This window comes from Pseudomonas sp. AM8, from assembly GCF_036346475.1.
Classification (GTDB): domain Bacteria; phylum Pseudomonadota; class Gammaproteobacteria; order Pseudomonadales; family Pseudomonadaceae; genus Aquipseudomonas; species Aquipseudomonas marginalis.
The window spans coordinates 236,870-257,466 of the sequence record NZ_JAOTNX010000002.1 but is presented as its reverse complement, the minus strand read 5'-3'; the positions used below and the strand labels follow the sequence as shown (position 1 = coordinate 257,466).

16 protein-coding genes are annotated in these 20,597 nt (G+C 63.6%); 9 read left to right on the top strand and 7 right to left on the bottom strand.

What is annotated here, in order from left to right:
• Positions 1-5: 5 nt before the first annotated feature.
• From V3W40_RS06090 to V3W40_RS06075, 4 genes are all read left to right on the top strand, one after another.
• Positions 6-596 (top strand): antibiotic biosynthesis monooxygenase, encoded by a 591-nt coding sequence (locus V3W40_RS06090; protein ID WP_027607151.1) that lies wholly within the window; start codon positions 6-8, stop codon positions 594-596.
• The gene (locus V3W40_RS06085; protein WP_330214639.1) at positions 593-2,431 is read left to right on the top strand and encodes an amidohydrolase; all 1,839 of its coding nucleotides are present in this window, start codon (positions 593-595) and stop codon (positions 2,429-2,431) included. The genes V3W40_RS06090 and V3W40_RS06085 overlap by 4 nt, the downstream gene beginning before the upstream one ends.
• A gap of 27 nt (positions 2,432-2,458) precedes the next feature.
• Positions 2,459-3,076, top strand: a complete 618-nt coding sequence (gene ycaC, locus V3W40_RS06080) for an isochorismate family cysteine hydrolase YcaC (protein WP_027607149.1) — start codon at positions 2,459-2,461, stop codon at positions 3,074-3,076.
• A 345-nt stretch (positions 3,077-3,421) separates the two neighbouring features.
• On the top strand, positions 3,422-4,303 hold the full coding sequence (locus tag V3W40_RS06075) for a LysR family transcriptional regulator (RefSeq protein ID WP_065927198.1): 882 nt from the start codon (positions 3,422-3,424) through the stop codon (positions 4,301-4,303).
• Here the strand turns inward: V3W40_RS06075 and V3W40_RS06070 are convergent.
• The gene (locus tag V3W40_RS06070; protein ID WP_065948155.1) at positions 4,290-5,327 is read right to left on the bottom strand and encodes an AraC family transcriptional regulator; all 1,038 of its coding nucleotides are present in this window, start codon (positions 5,325-5,327) and stop codon (positions 4,290-4,292) included. The genes V3W40_RS06075 and V3W40_RS06070 overlap by 14 nt on opposite strands.
• Before the next feature lies 1 nt (position 5,328).
• Positions 5,329-6,243, bottom strand: coding sequence for a GGDEF domain-containing protein (locus V3W40_RS06065; RefSeq protein WP_065941920.1), 915 nt, complete (start codon positions 6,241-6,243; stop codon positions 5,329-5,331).
• Positions 6,244-6,713: 470 nt separating this feature from the next.
• Between V3W40_RS06065 and V3W40_RS06060 the strand changes: the two genes are divergently transcribed.
• From V3W40_RS06060 to V3W40_RS06040, 5 genes are all read left to right on the top strand, one after another.
• Positions 6,714-9,227, top strand: a complete 2,514-nt coding sequence (locus V3W40_RS06060) for a TonB-dependent receptor (protein ID WP_330214638.1) — start codon at positions 6,714-6,716, stop codon at positions 9,225-9,227.
• 141 nt (positions 9,228-9,368) lie between these two features.
• Positions 9,369-11,234: a phytase gene (locus V3W40_RS06055; RefSeq protein WP_330214637.1), complete on the top strand. Its 1,866-nt coding sequence runs from the start codon at positions 9,369-9,371 to the stop codon at positions 11,232-11,234.
• A 47-nt stretch (positions 11,235-11,281) separates the two neighbouring features.
• On the top strand, positions 11,282-11,974 hold the full coding sequence (gene tolQ / locus V3W40_RS06050) for a protein TolQ (protein ID WP_065948159.1): 693 nt from the start codon (positions 11,282-11,284) through the stop codon (positions 11,972-11,974).
• Positions 11,975-11,988: 14 nt separating this feature from the next.
• A complete protein-coding gene (tolR, locus tag V3W40_RS06045) occupies positions 11,989-12,435 on the top strand; it encodes a protein TolR (RefSeq protein ID WP_092485465.1) in 447 nt (148 codons plus the stop codon).
• The gene (locus tag V3W40_RS06040) at positions 12,432-13,199 is read left to right on the top strand and encodes an energy transducer TonB (protein WP_330214636.1); all 768 of its coding nucleotides are present in this window, start codon (positions 12,432-12,434) and stop codon (positions 13,197-13,199) included. Before tolR ends, V3W40_RS06040 begins: the two co-directional genes overlap by 4 nt.
• A 5-nt stretch (positions 13,200-13,204) precedes the next feature.
• Here the strand turns inward: V3W40_RS06040 and V3W40_RS06035 are convergent, their stop codons facing one another.
• The 5 genes from V3W40_RS06035 to V3W40_RS06015 form a co-directional block, all read right to left on the bottom strand.
• Positions 13,205-15,325 (bottom strand): TonB-dependent receptor, encoded by a 2,121-nt coding sequence (locus V3W40_RS06035; RefSeq protein ID WP_330214635.1) that lies wholly within the window; start codon positions 15,323-15,325, stop codon positions 13,205-13,207.
• Between the two features lie 1,075 nt (positions 15,326-16,400).
• A complete protein-coding gene (locus tag V3W40_RS06030) occupies positions 16,401-17,345 on the bottom strand; it encodes a D-isomer specific 2-hydroxyacid dehydrogenase family protein (RefSeq protein WP_330214634.1) in 945 nt (314 codons plus the stop codon).
• Positions 17,342-18,511, bottom strand: a complete 1,170-nt coding sequence (locus tag V3W40_RS06025) for an acyl-CoA dehydrogenase family protein (RefSeq protein WP_330214633.1) — start codon at positions 18,509-18,511, stop codon at positions 17,342-17,344. The genes V3W40_RS06030 and V3W40_RS06025 overlap by 4 nt, the downstream gene beginning before the upstream one ends.
• Positions 18,512-18,550: 39 nt before the next feature.
• Positions 18,551-19,234, bottom strand: coding sequence for a peroxiredoxin-like family protein (locus V3W40_RS06020; protein ID WP_330214632.1), 684 nt, complete (start codon positions 19,232-19,234; stop codon positions 18,551-18,553).
• On the bottom strand, positions 19,231-20,595 hold the full coding sequence (locus V3W40_RS06015) for an LLM class flavin-dependent oxidoreductase (RefSeq protein ID WP_330214631.1): 1,365 nt from the start codon (positions 20,593-20,595) through the stop codon (positions 19,231-19,233). Before V3W40_RS06015 ends, V3W40_RS06020 begins: the two co-directional genes overlap by 4 nt.
• Between the last annotated feature and the right edge of the window lie 2 nt (positions 20,596-20,597).

Here is a 20,597-nt window from a genome sequence, read left to right as displayed (position 1 = left end):
ATCCCATGGACCCAGCACCACAGACAGGGCCCGACGAAGTCGTCACCCTGGTCGTCAAACACCTGATCAAGGCCGGCCGCGAAGCCGACTACGAAGCCTGGCTACGCCGCACCGTGCGCATCGCCGGCGAGCGTCCCGGCCACCTCGGTGTCGACGTGGTGCGCAGCAAACAGAACGGCCTGACGCTGTTCACCTGCGTATTGCGCTACCGCTCCACCGATGACCTGGAAACCTGGCTCAATTCCCCCGAGCGCAACACCCTGATCGCCGAAGCCACGCCGATGCTGGCCGACGGCGACAAGACCGAAATCGGTGCGCTCAACGAGTTCTGGTTCACGCCCCTGGCCGACAGCGCCGCCAAGCCGCCGCGCTGGAAGCAGGCGGTGGTGACCCTGTGCGTGATCCTGCCGCTGACCCTGCTGGTGCCGATCGTGTGGGCCCCGATCCTCGGCCTGCACCCGTTTCTCTCCAACTACGTGGTCGCGACCTTCCTGGTCACCGTGACCATCGTCCTGCTGGTGGTCTACCTGCTGATGCCGGCCGCCACCCGCCTGTTCGCTCCCTGGCTTGAAGCCTCTGTAAAGGAAACCCTATGAACGCCGATCTGATTCTGTTCAATGGCCAGTTCCACACCGTGGACCGTGAAAACCCGCGGGCAACCGCCGTCGCCATCCGCGAGGGGCGCTTTGTTGCCGTCGGCACCGATGGCGAGGCCATGGCCCTGCGTGGCAGCGGCACCCAGGTCATCGACCTCAAGGGCCGCACCGTGATCCCCGGCCTCAATGACTCGCACCTGCACCTGATCCGTGGCGGGTTGAACTACAACCTCGAGCTGCGCTGGGAAGGCGTGCCGTCCCTGGCCGATGCCCTGCGCATGCTCAAGGAGCAGGCCGACCGAACCCCGACGCCGCAATGGGTGCGGGTGGTCGGTGGCTGGAACGAATTCCAGTTCGCCGAAAAACGCATGCCGACCCTGGAAGAACTCAACCAGGCCGCACCGGATACCCCGGTGTTCGTGCTGCACCTGTATGACCGTGCCTTGCTCAACCGCGCCGCCCTGCGCGTGGCCGGCTACACCAAGGACACGCCGAACCCGCCGGGTGGCGAGATCGTGCGCGACAGCCACGGCAACCCCACCGGCATGCTGGTGGCGCGGCCGAATGCGATGATCCTCTACTCGACCCTGGCCAAAGGCCCGAAACTGCCGCTGGAATACCAGGTCAACTCCACCCGCCAGTTCATGCGTGAACTCAACCGCCTCGGCCTGACCAGCGCCATCGATGCCGGCGGTGGTTTCCAGAACTACCCCGATGACTACGCGGTGATCGAGCAACTGGCCAAGGATGAGCAACTGACGGTGCGCATCGCCTACAACCTGTTCACCCAGAAGCCCAAGGAAGAACTCAGCGACTTCAAGAACTGGACCGGCAGCGTCACCCTGCACCAGGGCGATGACTACCTGCGCCACAACGGCGCCGGTGAAATGTTGGTGTTCTCGGCGGCGGACTTTGAAGACTTCCTCGAACCCCGTCCCGACCTGCCGCTGACCATGGAGCAGGAGCTGGAACCGGTGGTGCGCCATCTGGTGGAGCAGCGCTGGCCGTTCCGCCTGCATGCCACCTATGACGAGTCCATCTCGCGCATGCTTGATGTGTTCGAGAAGGTCAACCGCGACATCCCGTTCAATGGCTTGCCGTGGTTCTTCGACCATGCCGAAACCATCACCCCGAAGAATATCGAGCGGGTCCGCGCCCTCGGTGGCGGTATCGCGATCCAGGACCGCATGGCGTTCCAGGGCGAATATTTTGTCGAGCGCTACGGCGCCAAGGCCGCCGAAGCCACGCCACCGATCAAGCGCATGCTGGCCGAAGGCGTGCCGGTGGGGGCGGGCACCGATGCCACGCGAGTCTCGAGCTACAACCCGTGGACTTCGCTGTACTGGATGGTCAGCGGCCGCACCGTCGGTGGCCTGGAGCTGCACGCCGAAGGCCTGCCGCGCCTGACCGCGCTGGAACTGTTCACCCATGGCAGCGCCTGGTTCTCGTCCGAGCAGGGCAAGAAAGGCCAGATCAAGGTCGGCCAATTGGCGGACGTGGCGGCGCTGTCGGCGGACTTTTTCAGCGTCGATGAAGAAGCCATCAAGTGGATCGAATCGGTGCTCACCGTGGTTGGCGGCAAGGTGGTCTACGGCACCGGCGACTTCGAAGACTTTGCACCGCCGCGGGTGCCCGTGCTGCCGGACTGGTCGCCGGTGGTCAAGGTGCCGGGGCACTGGCGTCCAAGTTCGCCTGTGCAGGCTCAAGTTCACCAATGCAGCGGCCCGTGCGGCGTGCATTCCCACAGCCACGAAAAGGCGCGCCTTTCCAGCGTGCCGGTCAGCGACTTCCAGGGTTTCTGGGGGGCGTTTGGCTGCTCGTGCTTTGCGTTCTGATACCTAAACCCACAAAGGAGTTAACCCATGACTTACAAGCGCTTGAACAAAGATGACGCCGTGGTGCTGTTGGTGGATCACCAGACCGGCCTGATCTCCCTGGTGCAGGATTTCTCCCCCAACGAATTCAAGAACAACGTATTGGCCCTGGCCGACGTGGCGAAGTTCTTCAACCTGCCGACCATCCTGACCACCAGTTTTGAAGGCGGTCCCAACGGCCCACTGGTGCCGGAACTCAAGGCACTGTTCCCGGACGCGCCGTACATCGCCCGTCCTGGCCAGATCAACGCCTGGGACAACGAGGATTTCGTCAAGGCGGTCAAGGCTACCGGTCGTAAGCAGATCATCATTGCCGGTGTGGTGACGGACGTGTGCGTGGCGTTCCCGACCCTGTGCGCCCTCGACGAAGGCTTCGAGGTGTTCGTGGTCACCGACGCCTCCGGTACCTTCAACGAAACCGTGCAACAAGCCGCCTGGGCGCGTATGACCGCCGCCGGTGCGCAACTGGTGAACTGGTTCGCCGTGGCCTGCGAGCTGCAAGTGGACTGGCGCAACGACATGGAAGGCCTGGCCAACCTGCTGTCGCCGCGCATCCCCAACTACCGCAACCTGATGAACAGCTACTCGGCGTTTACGGCCAAGTAAGTTGTTCTCAGCCTGTAGGTGATCAATGTGGGAGGGGGCTTGCCCCCGATTGCGGTGTGTCAGTCTCAGTATTGTTGACTGATGCACCGCTATCGGGGGCAAGCCCTAATGCCTAGTCAGTTAAGCGTACATCGCCTCCTGTAGGAGCGAGCTTGCTCGCGAAAAACGTCAACGATAACGCGTGCTTCCTGAATGAACGCGGCGCCTTTGAGTTTTTCGCGAGCAAGCTCGCTCCTACAAAAAGCCTTAACTGACTGGCATTAGGGCAAGCCCCCTTCCACATTTGATTTGTGGTGTTGCGACCATCCAGTTATAAAACAGCCCATCGTCTACCGAGAAGCGACAATGAACCCCTTCGAAGACATGCGCCTGTTCTGCCAGGTCATGGAATCCGGCAGCTTCACCGCCGCCGCCGAACAATTGGGCCTGTCCAAGCAATTCGTCAGCCGCCGCCTGATCCAGCTGGAAGATCGCCTCGGCGTGCGCCTGCTCAACCGCTCCACGCGCCGCCTGGATGTCACGCCCCTGGGCCAGAGTTACTACGAGTCCGCCTTGCGCCTGCTCGGTGAAGTCGAGCAAGTGGAGCAGGGCATCGCCGGCCAGAACAGCGAGCCGCGCGGTACCATTCGCCTGAGTGCGCCGTTGTCGTTCGCCATGGCGCACCTGGGTTGCCTGTTGCCGGTGTTCTTGCAGCGCCATCCCCAGGTGTCGGTGGAAGTTGACCTCAGCGACCGCCCGGTGGACCTCATCGGTGAGGGCTACGACCTGGTGCTGCGCATCGGCACCCTGGAAGATTCCACCCTCATCGCTCGGCGTATCGCCAGCATCGAGCGTGTGTATTGCGCCAGTCCCGAGTACCTGGCACTGCGCGGTACGCCGCTTAAACCCGAAGACCTCGCCGAACACGACTGCCTGCCCTACGGCCATGGCCGCCAGGTGCAATGGCGCTTCAAAGGCAAGCTGCAAGCACTGAATGTCACCGGCCGTATGCGCGTGAATAACGGCGAGTTGCTGCGCGATACCGCCGTCGCCGGCCTGGGCGTCACCTACCTGCCGACCTTCATCGTCGGCGACGCGTTGAAGGACGGGCGCCTGGTCACGCTCCTCGATGATTTTGCCCCCGAAGCCCTGACCCTGTCGGCGGTGTATCCCCAGCATCGGCAAAGCTCACGGCCGGTGCAGGCGCTGGTGGAGTTTCTGCGCGAACGCCTGGCTAGCGGCTGTTGAACAGCTGGCGGATCAGGTTCGGGGTGCTGCCGGTCCAGCGCTTGAATGAGCGCCGGAAATTCGCCGCATCGTTGAAGTTCAGGTACGCCGCCACTTCATCATTGCTGTAGCCCTTGACCTGGTACAGGTGCAACGCCACCTGCTTGCGCACTCGGTCCACCTGCTGTTGAAAACCGGTGTCGTGCTTGTGCAACTTGCGCTTGAGGGTCGCCGGGCTCATGGCGAAGGCCTGGGCCGCCTGTTCGAGGCTGGGCGGCTGGCGCACCTGGTCGCGCAGGTACTCGTAGAGGCAGTCGAGAAAGCTGCCGGCAAAGCCCAGCTGCTCGATCTGCTCGCGGGCTTGCCGACGTGCAACCTGGCCGGCCGTGGTCGAGGCGCCCGGCCAGGTGCGGGTGAGGTATTCGCGCGGGATCGTCATCATGTCCAGCGGGCGCTCGAAGCGCGTGTCTTCGCCCAGATGCACCCAGTACTGCTCGATATAACGCGGTTCGGCATGGCTGAAACTGCACGCCCACGGCAGGCGCTCGCCGCTGAGCCATTGGCTCATGGCAACCAGCGAGGTCATGCTGGCTTCCAGCAGGAAGCGCCAGTGTTCGCCGGCGCCGCAACTGTCCAGCCAGTACAGGTAGGCGTGGTGCTCATCCAGCTCCAGTTGCAGGGTGGCCAACGGGCTGAGCAGCACCTGTTGCTGGATCAGGATCTCCAGGGCCTGGTGCAGGTTCTGCGCATGCCCAAGGGCGTGGCTGGCGGCACCGTAATAGCCCGGTAGCAGGCGCTGGCCAAACAGGAAACTGCTGTCGTCGGCGTCCAGTAACTTGCGGCTGTTGCCGATCAAGCCGAAAAACTGCTGCGGGCTCAGGTGCGCGGTGCCGGCCAGGATGTCCTCGTGAAACAGCCCGGTGCCGCGCAGCAGGCGATGGCTGTCGATGTCCCGGGACAAGGCCAGGTCGATCAGCGTGGCGGGTTGGTAATGCCCTGGGATAAAGCGGCTGTCGGCTTCATACCAGCTGGTTTTCACGGCCATCTCAGGCACTTTTCGCAAGGGGTTGCTTGGCCCTGGCCAAGGCCAGGTTCAGGCGCTTGAGCAAGTCCTGGGGCGGTTCTTCAAGGGCCATGACCACGGCGGTGGTCGCCGCCAGTTGCAGGCGTTCGCCCTGTTGCCGGGTCTTGTGGGCCAGGCCGCGCACCGCTTGCTGCAACTCCAGCGCCAGCTCCTTGGCCTGGCGTTCGCCGGTGTTGGGCAGCAGCACCACAAAACGGTCGCCGGCCAGGCGGCACACCAGGTCCTGGCGGCGCAGGTTGAGCAGCAGCAAATGGCTGAGGGCCTGCAACACCGCGTCGCCTTCGGCATGCCCGTAGGCCTGGTTGATGGCGGCGAAGTTGTCCAGGTCCAGGGCCAGCAGCGACAGCGGTTGTTGCTGCTCGCGGCTGTCCTGCAGGCTGTCGGCCAGCTGGCGCTTGAGGTAATCGGCGCCGGCCAGCGGTGTGAGTTTGTCGAACAACCGATGCTCACGGAACAAGCGCTCGCGCTTTTCCATCTGCGCGCTGATCGCCAGTTGTTCGCGGTGCCAGTGGTAGATGCCGATGGTCAGCAGGATCATGCCCACCGGCATCGGCCCGGACTCGAGCCAATGGTCCCAGGTGATGCTATCGGGCAGGCGGATAAATTCGTCGAGGCTGTCGATCCACCAGGAAAAAAAGATGCATGACAGGCCCAGCGCCAGGTAATTGGTGACGCGCCCGGCGGGGCGGCTCTTGAGCACCAGGCCCAGCCACACCAGGGCGAGCAGGGCGGAACCGCCTTCGCCGAAGATATCCAGCCATACCCATTCGCTGACGCTTTTCAACTCGCCGCAGGCCAGGTGCAGGATCAGCCCGAGGTTGGCCGCGATCAGCAGCAACGAGAGTTTCCAGCGGTGGGGCTTGAGCACGGAAAACATGGCCGCGGGTCCTTGGGCAAATGAGTGGTGGGCGCCAGCACAGCAGATGGATGTGACCGTTGGATGACGGTGGAGGAGGGTCGAATCAGCTCAGCTCAAACACACGGGCGATCAAAAAATGTGGGAGGAGCTTGCTGTGGTGAGCGGGCTTGATGTGGTGAGCAGGCTTGCTGTGGTGAGCGGGCTTGCTGTGGTGAGCGGGCTTGCCCCGCGCCGGTCTGCGAAGCAGGCCCCCCGTATCCTCAGTGAACCCGTCGGGGGGACAAGCCTCCTCACCACAGCAAGCCCCCTCCCACAGGGGATCTACACAGGTCATATCAGCTCATTTGCACCTGCAGGACTGCTCTAAACCCCGGTTTACAGGCCTTCGCGCCGACCCCTGTCACAGAACCGTCATCCCCCACCCCTAGCGTGCCCTCCCAGTTGCCGGGCCCCTTGCCTGGCGCCAACGGATTCTTGGGGAGGATTGCATGTACAAGCGCACCGGGCTCGTCAGCTTTACGCTTACCGCCTTGGCCCTGGCGATGGCCAGTGAACGGTTGAGCGCCGCCGAAGCGAGCGCCACCGAGCACGTCGAGGTGGTCGGCCAGGCTGCCGCCATCGACCAGGCGCTCAAGGAGCAACGCAGCGCCGACAGCATCAAGAGCGTGGTGCATGCCGACGGCGTGGCCCAGTTGCCGGATCAGAACGTCGCCGAAGCGGCGCAGCGCCTGCCGGGCATCAGTGTGGAGCGCGACCAGGGCGAAGGGCGCTTTGTCAGCGTGCGCGGCCTGGGCCCGGACCTCAACAGCGTCACCATCAACGGCACCCTGGTGCCCGCCCCGGAAAGCGCGCGCCGCGCCGTGGCCCTCGATGTACTGCCTTCGGAACTGGTGCAATCGCTGTCGGTGATCAAGACCCTCACCCCGGACATGGATGCCAACTCCCTCGGTGGCACCGTCGATGTGCAAAGCCTCTCGGCCTTCGACCATAAAGGTTTGTTCTACACCGGCAGCAGCGAAGCCAGCTACGACAAGAACACCCGCCAGACCAGCCCGAAATTCTCCGGTGCCGCCAGTAACCGTTTCAGCCTCGGCGACGGCATCGACAACTTCGGCGTCGCCGCGGCACTGAGCTGGCAAAAGCGCGACTTCGGCTCAGACAACGTCGAAACCGGCGGCGCCTGGGACTTCACCGACGGCGCCCGGCTCAACGAGTTCGAACAGCGCGACTACGACATCAGCCGCGAGCGTGCCGGCGGTGGCCTGAACTTCGACTACAAGCCCGATGACCTCAGCAGCTACTACCTGCGCACCCTCTACAGCCGCTACACCGACACCGAAACCCGCAACTCCACCAGCATCGAGTTTGCCGACCCCCAGGCCCCGGGCCAACTGGGCGATGCCGAGGGCAAGCGCAAGCTGAAAAACCGTGAGGAAACCCAGGAAATCCAATCCTATGTATTCGGCGGCGAACGCATGCTCGGCCTGTGGACCTTAAGCGGCCAGGCCGGCTACAGCCAGTCCAGCGAAGACAGCCCGGCGCATATCGCCGGCGCCACCTTCGACGGCGGCGACTTTGCCAACAGCGGTTTCTACGACAAGGACAAACCCCGCCCGATCATCGGCAGCGGCTTCTACGACGCCAGCAACTTCAGCCTCGACAAGGTCGACTGGGAAAAACAGAACACCACGGACACCGAGAAAAACCTGCGCCTGGACCTGGCTCGCGACTATGACCTGAGCGGCTATGCGTCCCAGGTCAAGTTCGGCGGCAAGGTCAGCCGCCGCAACAAGGACAACGACCTGGAGGCCTGGGTCTACGAAGACTTCGACACCCTCGGCTTCAGTGCCGACCAACTCAACCTCAGCCGCTTCCAGAAGGGCAGCGTCGACTATCGCCTGGGCAACTACGGCCCCGGCATCAGCCCCGGTGCCATCAAGCAGCTGATCGGCAGCCTCAACCCGGCGGACTTCTATGACGAGACCGAATCGCGGGTCAACGACTTCACCATCCGCGAGGACATCAACGCCGGCTACCTGATGAACACCCTCGACGTTGACGACTGGCGCTTTATCGCCGGGCTGCGCTACGAAGGCACCGAGTTCGAAGCCAAGGGCACCGGTGCCACCGATGGCGTGTTCACGCCCACCGAGACCAAGCGCCGCTATCACCATTGGCTGCCGGGCCTGCATGCGCGCTACAAGATCGACAAGAACACCCAGGTGCGCGCGGCCTGGACCAAGTCGGTGGTGCGCCCGACGTTCGGCCAGCTGGCGCCGGGTTTTGTGATCGACGATGACGAAGCCACCTTCGGCAACCCGGACCTCAAGCCCCTGGAGTCGAGCAACCTTGACCTGGGCATCGAGCACTTTATGGGCCGTGCCGGCACCGTGTCGGCGTTCGTGTTCTACAAGGACATCAAGAACTTCGTCTACAACACCGACCTCGCCGGCACCGGCGCCTGGACCAACTTCGCCGAGGCCCACACCTACGCCAACGGCGACAGCGCCAAGCTCTACGGCCTGGAACTGGCCTACTCACAGAAGTTCGACTGGCTGCCCGCACCGTGGAACGGTTTGCTGATCGGCGCCAACAGCACCTTCAGCCGCTCCAGCGCCGATATCGAAGGCTTCGACGCCGCCAGCGGCACGGATCGCAAGCGCAACATCAGCCTGCCCAACCAGTCGGACACCGTCGGCAACCTGATGCTCGGCTGGGAGGACGACAAGCTCAGCCTGCGCCTGTCGGCCAACTACAAGTCGGCCTACCTGTATGAACTGGCCTCGATCAACGACAAGGCCCACGACCTGCACGTCGACGCCCAGACCTTCGTCGACTTCAGCGCGCGCTACTCGCTGACCAAGAACCTGCAAGTCAGCTTCGAAGCCCAGAACCTTACCGATGAGTCGTACTTCGTCTACACCGGCCACCGCAGCTACAACGGCCAATACGAAGAGTACGGCCCGACCTACAAGGTGGGACTGACCTTCACTCATTTCTAACTCACACCTCGATTCCAATGTGGGAGGGGGCTTGCTCCCGATGAGGGGGGCCAGTTGTGCATCCTTCACTGATTGACCGCTATCGGGAGCAAGCCCCCTCCCACATTGGAACTCCATTGTTTTCGAAGGATTTGTTTGTACATGAGAATTTCCAAGCTGTACTTGCTGATATCGGTGTTGACCTGCACTCATGCACTGGCTGCCGATCTGACCCTGACGCCTTGGGCGCCATCCTTGAAGGCCGAAGCCGTGGCCTTCCTGCCCAACACCACCGAGCGCGTGGCCACCAGCACCCGCGACGGCCTGCAACTGCTCGACAGCCAGGGCGCCGAGCTGGCGCGATTCAAGGGTAACTTCAGCAGCCTCGACACCCGCGCCGCAGGTGCCCAGGTGCTGGTCGCCAGCCTCGACAACGAGCGCCAACAGGCGTTGCTGATCAACCTGGACAGCACCAGCAAAAGCTGGGGCAAGCCGCTGTACCTGCCGACCCGCGACTACCCGGTAAATGGCCTGTGCCTGTACCGCGACGCCGCGGCCAACCTGTTTGTGTTCCTGGTGGGCGAAGAGGGCAAGGGCGAGCAATGGCTGGTGGGCAACGGCGCGACGCTGCTCACCGCCCCCCAGCGTGTACGGGGTCTGCCGCTGCCGCCGTCGGCACAGTTCTGCCAGGTGGACGATGCCACCCAGCAGTTGCTGGTGAATGAAGAGAATGTCGGCTGGTGGGCCTACCCGGCGCACCCGGAAGCCGAGGTGAAACGCACGCCGGTGGCGCTGTTCGACACTTCCAAGCGCGAAGCCGGGGCCATGGCGCTGGTACCCGGTGGCCTGGTTGCCCTGGACCCGAAGACCGCCCGGTTACACCTGTTCCAGCACACCGGCGAGCGCTGGGTGGAGCAATCGAGCCTGGGCCTGCCGGGTCTGAAAGAGCCGGAGCAATTGGCGCTCAATGGCCGCCAGTTGCTGGTACGCGATGACGACAGCGGCACGCTCTACCAGGCCAGGCTCGACTGGCAGGCCACGCCCGTCGCGGCGGCTGCGGTGCTGCCGGAAGTCGCGGCCTTGCGCCAGAGCGACCCGGTCGGCCGCCAGGGCGACGCGGCGGATGACCCGGCGATCTGGATTCACCCGCAAACCCCGGCCAACAGCCGTGTGCTTGGCACCAACAAGAAACAGGGCCTGCTCGCCTACGACCTCGACGGCAAGCTGTTGCAGGAACTGGCGGTGGGCCGCCTGAATAACGTCGACGTACGCCCCAACTTCAAGCTTGGCGCGCAAACGGTGGACCTGGCCGTGGCGAGCAATCGCGATCACAACAGCCTGAGCCTGTTCAGCATCGACCGCCAGAGCGGCGAGCTGCGTGAGGCCGGTGAAGTGCCCACGCCGCTCAAGGAAATCTATGGCATCTGCCTGTTCCAGCCCGTCAGCGGCGAGATCTACGCGATTGCCAATGGCAAGGACGGCACCTTCCTGCAATACCGCCTCAGCGCGCCGGACGGCCGTGTGCATGGCGAGCTGGTGCGCCAGTTCAAGGTCGACAGCCAACCCGAAGGCTGTGTAGCCGACGACCAGCGCCAGCGCCTGTTTATCGGTGAGGAAGACGTCGGCGTGTGGGCGGTGGATGCGCGCGCCGATCAACCGGCGACGTTGACCAGCGTGATCAAGGTCGGCGCGCAATTGCATGCGGATGTCGAGGGCCTGGCGCTGTACCAGAGCGATAAACATGACTACCTGGTGATCTCCAGCCAAGGCAATGACAGCTACCTGGTGGTGGATGCCGAACCGCCGTTTGCCGTGCACGGCGGCTTCCGCGTCGGCTTGAACGCCGCCGCCGGTATCGACGGTGCGTCGGAAACCGATGGCCTGGAAGTCACCGCCATCAACCTCGGCGGACCATGGAACCAAGGCATGCTGGTGGTGCAGGACGGGCGCAAGCGCATGCCCGAGCAGACCCAGAACTTCAAGTTCGTGCCCTGGGCCGAGGTCACCCGCGCATTGAAATTGCCGTGAACCGTCATCAACCGGTCATCACTTTTTAATCGAATGGGAGATTCACCATGCACGCGACGATGGAACATATGACGATCTGGGGTTTGATCAGCGACGCCAGCCTGTTGGTCAAGGCTGTCATGCTCACCTTGCTGTTGGCGTCCTTGCTCAGCTGGTACCTGATTATCCAGCGCGGCAGTGTGCTGCGCCGCCTGGAGCGGCAGTTGAATACGTTTGTGCAGCGCTTTCGCGCCGCGCCGGATCTGCAGGCACTGTGCCGTGAGGTCCAGCTGGCGGGCGAGGGCGGCATTGCGCCGATCTTTATCGCCGGGGTCCAGGAATACCAGCACTTGCATAGCCATGACCCGGCGGTGCTCGAAGGCGTGGAGCGGGCCTTGCAGGTGGCGATCACCGAGCAGGAAATCGAGCTGGAAAAGGGCCTGCAATTTCTCGCGACCGTGGGTTCGGTCAGCCCGTACATCGGCCTGTTCGGCACGGTGTGGGGCATCATGAATTCATTTATCGGCTTGTCCCAGGTGCAACAGGCGACGTTGTCCACCGTAGCGCCGGGCATCGCCGAAGCCTTGATCGCCACGGCCATCGGCCTGTTTGCGGCGATCCCGGCGGTGATCGCCTATAACCGCTTCGCGGCGCGCGGCCAGACCCTGCTCACCCGTTACTACGCGTTTGGCAATGAGCTGCAGGTACGCCTGCACCGCACCCTGCGCGGTACGTCGATCAACCTGGCCGTCGCCGCCTGAAAGGAGCAACTCCCATGTTAGTCAGGCCGCAACGCAAGCACGGGCCCAAGGCCGAGATGAACGTGGTGCCGTATATCGACGTGATGCTGGTGCTGCTGGTGATCTTCATGGTCACCGCGCCGATGCTGACCCAGGGCGTGAAGATCGACCTGCCCAAGGTCGCCGCCGAGGCGTTGGCCACCGACACCCGCCAGCAGATCCTCACGCTGTCGGTAAAGGCCGACGGTGGCTACTACTGGAACCTCGGCGGCGAACTCGATACCCGGCACCAGACCGACAGCGCCGTGAGCCTGGATGAAATGGGCGCCAAGGTCATGCAGGTGGTGGCGGCGCGCAGCGACACCCAAGTCTATATCCGCGCCGACGACAACGCCGGTTACGGCCGTGTGGTCGCGGCCATGGCGGTGTTGCAGAAGGGTGGTGTCAGCAACCTGGGGCTGGTGACCGAGGCCCCGCAATGACGGCGATGATCATGCACAGTCCCACCCTGACGATGGCGCCCCGGGATGCTTCGGGGTTTTGGAGAAACAGCCTCGCCGCCAGCCTGGCGGTGGCGCTGCACGTCGGCGTGCTGGCCGCGTTGATGCTGGGCTGGTCGACGCAAAAGCCCGTGGTGGATGCCCCTCGGGTGATGCACACGCAGTTGGTCATGCTGCCACCGGCGCCAGCGCCCGAGCCTGAACCGGTGGTGGCTGCCCCCGCACCGCCGGAGCCGGTGGTGATACCGGTGCCGGTAAAGCCCGTGGTCGATCCACAGGTCCAGGCGCAAAAACTCGAGAAAGCCGCCCTGGCGCGTAAACGCGTCGAAGACAAGAAGATCGAGCAGCAGCAGGAACGCCTGGCCAGCGAACAACGCAACCGCGAGCTGGAACAACAACGCCTCGATCAGCAACGCCTGGCCGCTGAAAAAGCTCGGGCTGCCACCCCCGCGCCAGCCCCGGCAACCGCCTTCGACAGCCGCCAATACCAACCCCTGAGCAAGGAGGCACCGGACTATCCCGAGCGCGCCCTGGACAAGAACATCGAGGGCGACTGCACCTTGGAGTACAGCGTCAACACGCAAGGCCGCGTGGAAAATCCCAAGGTGCTGGACGGCTGCCACCCGTTGTTTATCCGGCCTTCACTGGCGGCGGCGAACACCTTTCGCTACCAGCCGAGGATCGTTGACGGCAAGGCCGTGGCCGTACCGGCGGTGCGCAATACCTTCCACTACCGCATCAAGTAACGCACTCAGAGGTCATAGCGCACCGACAGCAACAGCGTGCGCGGATCGTTGACCGAGTAATAACGGGCGCCGCTGGACGGCACATAGCCCACCGATTGCGGGTAAGCGCGGTCCAGCAGGTTTTTCACCGCCAGGGTGGTGGTCCAGTGGCCGTTGCCGCTGATGTAGCGAGTGTTGGCGTTCCAGAAGGTTTGCTGCGGCACTTCCTGGATGTCGTCGTTCAGCGCGTTGGCGTAGGACTTGGTCTGGAACTGCGCATCCGTGCCCGCCAGCCAGGTGCCCGGCAGGCCTGCGGGAATAGTGTAGTTCAGGCCGACACTGGCGTTCCAGCGCGGCGAGAACACCAGTTGCTTGCCATTGGCATCGACCCCGGCACCGCTGGCGTTCTGGAAGTCGTCGTACTGGCTCTCCAGGTAGCCGAGGTTGGCGCTCAGTTGCAGGTCGCGGCTCAGGGCGGTGAGGGTTTCCAGCTCGACGCCGTAGGTGTGGGCCTGGCCGACGTTGGTGCGCAGGCTCACCCCCAGCGCCGGGTCGTAGGCGTTGGTCTGGAGATCTTTGTAGTCGTTGTAGAACAGCGCGACGTTGGCCCGCAGACGCTGGTCGAAGAAGTCGCCCTTGAAGCCGGTTTCCCAGGTCGTCACGTCTTCCGGCGAAAACGCCTGCTCGGCGGCGGCGCGGGTCGGCGCACGGTTGTCGTATCCGCCGGCCTTGAAGCCCTTGGCGACGTAGGCGTACTGGTTGAGGTGCGGCGTCCAGGCATATTCGAAGCCGATTTTCGGGCTGGTGGATTGCCAGGATTTGCTCGACTCGGCCGCGAAGTTGGTGCCGGTAATCTGCCGGTCGGTATTGATCGTGTAATTGGTGAACTCGAAGTTCTTGTGTTCGCGGGTAAAGCGCAGGCCGGCGATCAGCGACAGCTGCGGGGTGATCTTGTAGGTGCCCTGGCCATACAGCGCGTAGCTTTCGGTGTTGGTGGTGCTGTACTGGCCCTGGCCGATCACCCGGTTGCGTGCGATGGAGTAGGTGAGGTTGTCGCGGTCGGCATCGAAGCGTTCGCGGTACAGGTACAGGCCGGTGCTGAAGCTGAGGTCGTCATAGTCGCCGTTGAGCTGGAATTCCTGGGTGGCGTAGTTTTGCTTGTAGAGGATCAGGTTGTTCTGGATCAGCGCGGCCTGGCCAGAGTTGTCGTAGTCCACCGGCTGGTTGAAGGACGACCAGGCAGTGACCGATTTGACATTCAAGTGATCGTTGATCGCATAGATCGCGCGCAACACCGAACTGCCCTGGTCAAGGCGGTTTTTCGGGTCGAGGCTGCTGTAGCTCTTGAACTTGTCGAAACGGCCATTGGCGTCGAACGGCGAGTAGCTGGTGGTGTCGCCACGGTCAAAAGTGCCGGCCAGGGTCAACTGCACATCCCAGGGTGAATCCTCCGGCTTGTAGCGCAGCTTGCCGCGGTAGGACTGGATATCGACGTTGTTGACATCCTTGCCCCGGGTCGGGTTGGACACCGTGCCGTCGCGGCTCAGGCGGATCGCCGAAAAGCTGCCGAACAACGCGTTGTCTACCAGCGGGCCGCTGATCAGGAAACGGCCGTTCTGCGCATTGTAATTACCCGCACCGAGCTCGACGAAACCACGGGTTTCCTGGTTGGGGTCGCGGGTGATCACGCGGATCGCCCCCGCGCTGCTGTTGCGCCCGTACAGGGTGCCCTGGGGGCCGCGCAGCACTTCGACGCGCTCGACGTCATTGAAGTCGAGCATCGAGGAAATAGCCCGTGGGATGTACAAGTCGTCGGCGTACACCGCCACGGCGGCTTCCTGGATCGGGTCGGTTTCACCGATGCCGCGAATGCCATAGGTCTGGGCGCTGTAGGAGATCGACTGGCGGCTGAGTGTCAGGTTCGGCACCTGGCCCGACAGATCGCGCACGCTGCGGATCTGCTTGTCGTCGAGGCTCTTCTCGTCGAAGGCGGAAATCGCCAGCGGGGTTTTCTGCAAGTCTTCACTGCGGTGCTCGGCCGTGACATTGACCACCGGCAGCGCGGCGTCATCGGCGTGGGCGTACGCGCCGAACAGGGCGAGGGAGACAGCAAGGGTGAGGCGATTGGGCGCGGCGATGTGGCTCATGGTAGGACCCTGAGAAAGTGGTGGTTCAGGCAAGGCCTCCACCTGGTCAGGGGTCGGTGCTGGACATAACAATATGGATAGGAAAGGCGTTCGTAAAAGTCCGTTTTGTTATATGTTAATTATTAAAAATATGCAGTTAATATTTGTTTATGATGCGTATATCTGATGATGTTTTTCGCCTGGCCGCATAACCAGATGTGGGGCTTGCCCCCGTGGCGGCCTTCGGGCCGACCATGTCGTTGGCTTTGACCGAGTACATATCCGTTGCTGCGGTAACGGCTGCCTATGGTTCCGCTCTTACAGCGGCTCACTTTTGGAGGGACCCAAAAGTAAGCAAAAGGTCCTCGCCCCAACACTCGGCACCTCGCCTAGGCTCGGTGTGCCCTCACTCCGGCTTTGGAGCGTGGGCCGCCGCGATGGGCCATCCATGGCCCAGCGCGGCTAACCCGGCGTCCTGCCGGGTTACCCACGGATTCAAGCCTGCGTTCGGCCAGCGTGTTTGATGGGGCGATTTGAGATCAAAAGCCAAAGCGCGGCGGCCTTAGAGCCGACCGGAGTTGTGCCTGGTGTACTCGGTAAATGTGGGAGGGGGCTTGCCCCGATAGCGGTGAGTCAGTCAACCCAAGTATCACTGACCCACCCTCATCGGGGGCAAGCCCCCTCCCACATTTGGATCTCCATCCAGCAGGCAGACCTCAGCCTGCTTTTGCTCTGCTTTTGATCCTAGGCGCCCCGTCAAACACGCTGGCCGAACGCAGGCTTGAATCCGTGGGTAACCCGGCAGGACGCCGGGTTAGCCGTCCTGGGCCAAGGATGGCCCATGACGGCGGCCCACGGATTCAAGCCGGAGTGAGGGCACACCGAGCCTAGGCGAGGTGCCGAGTGTTGGGGCAAGAGCCCTTTGGTTACTTTGGGGCTTTTCCAAAGTGACCCGCCGTAAGGGCGGAACCCTAAGCCGCCGTTACCGCAGCAACGGATATGTACTCGATAAAACCTAACCACATGGTCGGCCCGAAGGCCGCCACGGGAGCAAGTCCAAATCGTCGCACCGCCCCTCCCACATTTTTGAACGGCGTCAGACGTTAGCCAGGTTCGCCAGTGCGATCCCTGAAACGTAGCGCTCCAGATTCGCCAAAAACGTATCGGCAATCTCGTTGCGGCTATTGGTCGAAATCGCTGACGTGTGCGGCGACAACCGCACCCGTGGGTGGCTGTACAACGGGTGCCCATCCGGCAAAGGCTCCGGTTCGGTCACGTCGAGCGATGCCAGGCCGATCTGGCCGTTATCCAGGGCCTCGAGCAACGCCTCCTGATCGAGCAGACCGCCCCGGGCGATGTTGATCAGGTGCAGTCCCGGCTTGGCGCTGCCCAGCACATCGCGGTTGATGATATGCCGCGTGGCGTCGGTCAGTGGCGCGGCCACTACCAGGTGGTCGGCGCGGGCGAACAGGTCGTGGATGTCGTTGGCGGCCTGCACTCCTGCGCCGAACGGTGCCTGGCTCTGACGCAGGGCCACAACGTTGATGCCCAGGCCCAGGGCTTTTTGCGCCAGGCTTTTACCAATCGCACCAAAGCCGAGGATGCCCAGGGTGGTGCCCTTGAGTGGGCGCAGGGCGGTGAAATTCCATTGCGAGTCCTTCACCCAGATGTCCGGTAAATGCTTGGCCGCGGCAAAGATCGCCGCCAGGGCGAACTCGGCGAGGTTGTCGGCGGCGCTGCCCCGGGAGGTGGTCACCGGCGGGCCGTTGAACAGCCATTGCGGGTAGAAGTCGATGCCCGATGAGACCAAATGCACCCATTGCGCGCCGTAGGGCCAGCCCGGTGGCGGGGTGTCCGGGGCGGTGTAGCCGCGCACGTTGATCGGGCGCAGCAGCAGGATATTCGCCTGGGGCGGCAGGTCGCTCGGCACGCCCGCCGGCACGCCGATCACCTGGGCTCCGGGGTGGATCGCAGTGAGGCGTGCGCGGATCACCTCGTTGTAGTCTTCGTCCAACTGGCTGGCAATAATCACCTGAGTCATGTGCGTTCCTTCTGGCGTTGGGCGAACACGGCTTTACCGACACCTTGCAGCACCGCATCGTTCTGCGGGGTATGCACGCGACTGCACAGCACATCGCGGTAGTGGCGTTGCAGCGGGCTATGGCGTGACAGACCGGGGTTGCCGGAGGCCTCGATGGCCAGTTCCACGGCGCGGATCGCGTTGTGGGTGACCAGGTACTTCAACTGCGCGGCGTTGGCGGCCGGGGTGTGGCCGTCGGCGGCGGCGTCGAGCAGGCTGCGGTTGGCGAACAGCAGCGTGTCGATATGGCCGACGGTTTCCTGGAAACGCGGCAATGTCGACAACGCTGCACCGAGGTTGGACGGCTGGCGTTCTTCCAGCCAGTTCACCAGCCAGTCCCGCGCGGCCTGGGCCACGGCGTCATACACCGAGGACAGCAGCACCGACATCCACAGGAAACCCTCGGCATCCAGTTCCGGTTGCGGCGCGCTCCAGGGGCTGACGCTGACGGCGTGGTCCAGCGGCACCAGTACGTTGTCGAGCAGCACTTCATGGCTGCAGGTGGCGCGCATGCCGAGGTGGTCCCAGGTGTCGATGATGCTCACGCCGGGGCTGTCCTTGGGCACCAGCCAGGCGCCCACCAGCGGGTCGGCGTCATCGCTGCGCGCCCATACGCTGAACCAGCTCAGGCCATGGCTGCCGGTGGAGTAGATCTTGCGCCCGCTGATGCGCCAACCCTCAGCGGTGCGCACGGCGGTGGTCGCCGGCAGCCCGCCACGGGCCGGGGTGCCGAGGTCGGGTTCGACGCGCAGGGCGTTGATCAATGCGCCGTTGCGCACCGCGTCCTCGGCCACTTGTGTACGCAGATGGGGCGGCCAGGTCTTGCTGTCTTGCAGGCGGGTATGTTGCAGGTATTGCATCACCAGGATCAGTGCGGTGGACGGTTCGCCCTTGGCAATTGCACTGATCGCCTTGCGCGCCTGGGGCAGGCTGGCACCGCCGCCACCGAGGGCTTTGGGCACGGTGAGGGCGACCAGGCCGTGGTCATGCAGCCGCTGGAAGTTGGCGTGGGGGAAGGCGCCGCTCTCGTCATACAGGTGCGCGGTGCCGGCCAGCTCGGCGCTGAGGCGTTCGAGCAGGGCCTCGAAGTTGGCGACCTCCACGGAGCGTAGAGACGGTTGGGTCATGAGAATGTACTCGGTCAAAATGTGGGAGGTGCGGTGGGCCTAGATGGCGATGCGTACAGGCTGTTGGCCCAACAAGCGCTCCACCACCTGCACCACCGGCTCGGCTTCGGTACGCACCAGCCAGTCCGGGCTGACGTCCACGAACGCCACCGTGCCGTCCTGGGCAATCACCACCACGGTCGGTTGTGGCAACTCCCAGGTCCCCGTACCGGTGGTTTCACCGATGTGATTGCCCTTGGCCAAGGCTGCATTGCGCGAGGCTTCGTCGAAGCTGTAGAGGATGCCCAGGCGGCGCCCGAGGTGGTTGTCCAGGTCGCTGGCCACCAGCAATTGCAGGGCGTGGCGGCTCTTGATCTCAACCAGGCGTTCTGGCACTTGCGGACTCACCGCGACCAGAGGCACGCCCAGTTCGCGCAGGCGTGGGTAGAGTTGGCGTTCGTAATAGGGCAGGGCGATATTGCACGCCGGGCAGCCGGCGAAACGGAAGAAGATCAACACCGCCGGGCCGTCGGCCAGCAGCCGTTCGCGGGTCAGTTCGCCGCCTTCCACATTGAGCAGGGTGAAGGGGTCCAGTTCATCGCCGAGCTGCATGTAGTCGTCTACCCGTGCTTCATCCACCAGGCGCTGGCGCTGGTCGATATTGACCTGCAACGCCGCCGGTGCCCAGGTCGCTACACGCTCGGCGTGCAGCGCCGCCAACTGACGGTTGAGGGATTCGCTCATGCCAGCGCCTCCTGTTGCGTTTCGACCTCGGCGGTGACGCTGTAACGGTTGGCCGGTACGGCCAGGCCAAGGTTGTCGCGCAGGGTGTGGCCGGTGTATTCGCTACGGAACAGGCCACGCTGTTGCAGCACCGGCACCACCAGTTCGGTGAAGTACTGCAAGCCGTCCGGCAGCACCGAGTTGATGATGAAACCATCGCTGGCACCGCGTTCGAACCAGGTCTGGATCGCGTCGGCGACTTGCTCCGGGGTGCCGACAAAATCACGCTTGGGCCGCGAGAAGCGCAGCGCCACTTCGCGCAGGGTCAGGCCTTCGTCCCTGGCCAGTTGCTTGATGCGGTCGGAGCCGCCTTTCTGGCTGTTGGCGCCCAGGTCGCCGAGTTCCGGGAACGGGGCGTCCAGCGGGTACTGGCTGAAGTCATGGTCGTTGAACGGGCGGCCGAGGGCGACGATGGCGTCTTCCACGGTGACCAGCTCCACGGCCTGCTGGTAGCGGCTTTCCACTTCGGCCTCGTCGCGGCCGACAATCGGGCGGATGCCCGGCAGGATCGACAGGCTGTCGGCGTCGCGGCCAAAGCCCTTGGCGCGGCGCTTGAGGTCCTGGGTGTAGGCCAGGCCTTCTTCGATGCTCTCCACATGCACAAAGATGGCGTCGGCGTTCTGCGCCGCAAAGTTACGCCCATCTTCGGAGGTGCCCGCCTGGAAAATCACCGGTTGGCCCTGGCGCGAGCGCGCAATGTTCAGCGGGCCTTTGACCGAGAAAAACTCGCCTTTGTGGTTCAGCGCATGCAGCTTGCCCGGGGTAAAGAATTCACCGCTTTGCTTGTTGTAGGCAAAGGCGTCGTCTTCCCAGGAATCCCACAGGCCCTTGACCGTGTTCAGGTGTTCCTTGGCGATGCGGTAGCGCACGGCGTGGGGTGGGTGCTCGGCTTTACCGAAGTTGTCGGCGGTGCCGCTGAGCCACGAGGTCACCACGTTCCAGCCGGCGCGCCCGCCGCTGATATGGTCCAGGGACGCGAACTGGCGCGCCACCTGGTAGGGCTCGGTGTAGCTGACGGTCACGGTGGCCACCAGGCCGATATGCGTGGTCAACGCGGCCAGGGCCGAGAGGATGGTCAGCGGTTCGAAACGGTTGAGGTAATGCGGGCTGGACTTGGCGTGGATGTGCAGGCTGTCGGCGATGAACACGAAGTCGAACTTGGCCGCTTCGGCGAGTTCGGTCTGCTGCTTGTAGAAGCCGAAATTCGTACTGGCATTCGGTTGCGCCTGCGGATGGCGCCATTCGCCCCAGCCGTGTCCGACACCGTGGACCATGGCGCCTAATTTCAAATGGCGGGGTTTCAATGGATGTGGCGTGCTCATGT

Bases quoted from the DNA above. Each gene is read 5' to 3' on its own strand.
- V3W40_RS06090 (WP_027607151.1), top strand. From the start codon at position 6: ATGGACCCAGCACCACAGACAGGGCCCGACGAAGTCGTCACCCTGGTC.
- V3W40_RS06085 (WP_330214639.1), top strand. From the start codon at position 593: ATGAACGCCGATCTGATTCTGTTCAATGGCCAGTTCCACACCGTGGAC.
- ycaC (WP_027607149.1), top strand. From the start codon at position 2,459: ATGACTTACAAGCGCTTGAACAAAGATGACGCCGTGGTGCTGTTGGTG.
- V3W40_RS06075 (WP_065927198.1), top strand. From the start codon at position 3,422: ATGAACCCCTTCGAAGACATGCGCCTGTTCTGCCAGGTCATGGAATCC.
- V3W40_RS06070 (WP_065948155.1), bottom strand. From the start codon at position 5,327: ATGGCCGTGAAAACCAGCTGGTATGAAGCCGACAGCCGCTTTATCCCA.
- V3W40_RS06065 (WP_065941920.1), bottom strand. From the start codon at position 6,243: ATGTTTTCCGTGCTCAAGCCCCACCGCTGGAAACTCTCGTTGCTGCTG.
- V3W40_RS06060 (WP_330214638.1), top strand. From the start codon at position 6,714: ATGTACAAGCGCACCGGGCTCGTCAGCTTTACGCTTACCGCCTTGGCC.
- V3W40_RS06055 (WP_330214637.1), top strand. From the start codon at position 9,369: ATGAGAATTTCCAAGCTGTACTTGCTGATATCGGTGTTGACCTGCACT.
- tolQ (WP_065948159.1), top strand. From the start codon at position 11,282: ATGCACGCGACGATGGAACATATGACGATCTGGGGTTTGATCAGCGAC.
- tolR (WP_092485465.1), top strand. From the start codon at position 11,989: ATGTTAGTCAGGCCGCAACGCAAGCACGGGCCCAAGGCCGAGATGAAC.
- V3W40_RS06040 (WP_330214636.1), top strand. From the start codon at position 12,432: ATGACGGCGATGATCATGCACAGTCCCACCCTGACGATGGCGCCCCGG.
- V3W40_RS06035 (WP_330214635.1), bottom strand. From the start codon at position 15,325: ATGAGCCACATCGCCGCGCCCAATCGCCTCACCCTTGCTGTCTCCCTC.
- V3W40_RS06030 (WP_330214634.1), bottom strand. From the start codon at position 17,345: ATGACTCAGGTGATTATTGCCAGCCAGTTGGACGAAGACTACAACGAG.
- V3W40_RS06025 (WP_330214633.1), bottom strand. From the start codon at position 18,511: ATGACCCAACCGTCTCTACGCTCCGTGGAGGTCGCCAACTTCGAGGCC.
- V3W40_RS06020 (WP_330214632.1), bottom strand. From the start codon at position 19,234: ATGAGCGAATCCCTCAACCGTCAGTTGGCGGCGCTGCACGCCGAGCGT.
- V3W40_RS06015 (WP_330214631.1), bottom strand. From the start codon at position 20,595: ATGAGCACGCCACATCCATTGAAACCCCGCCATTTGAAATTAGGCGCC.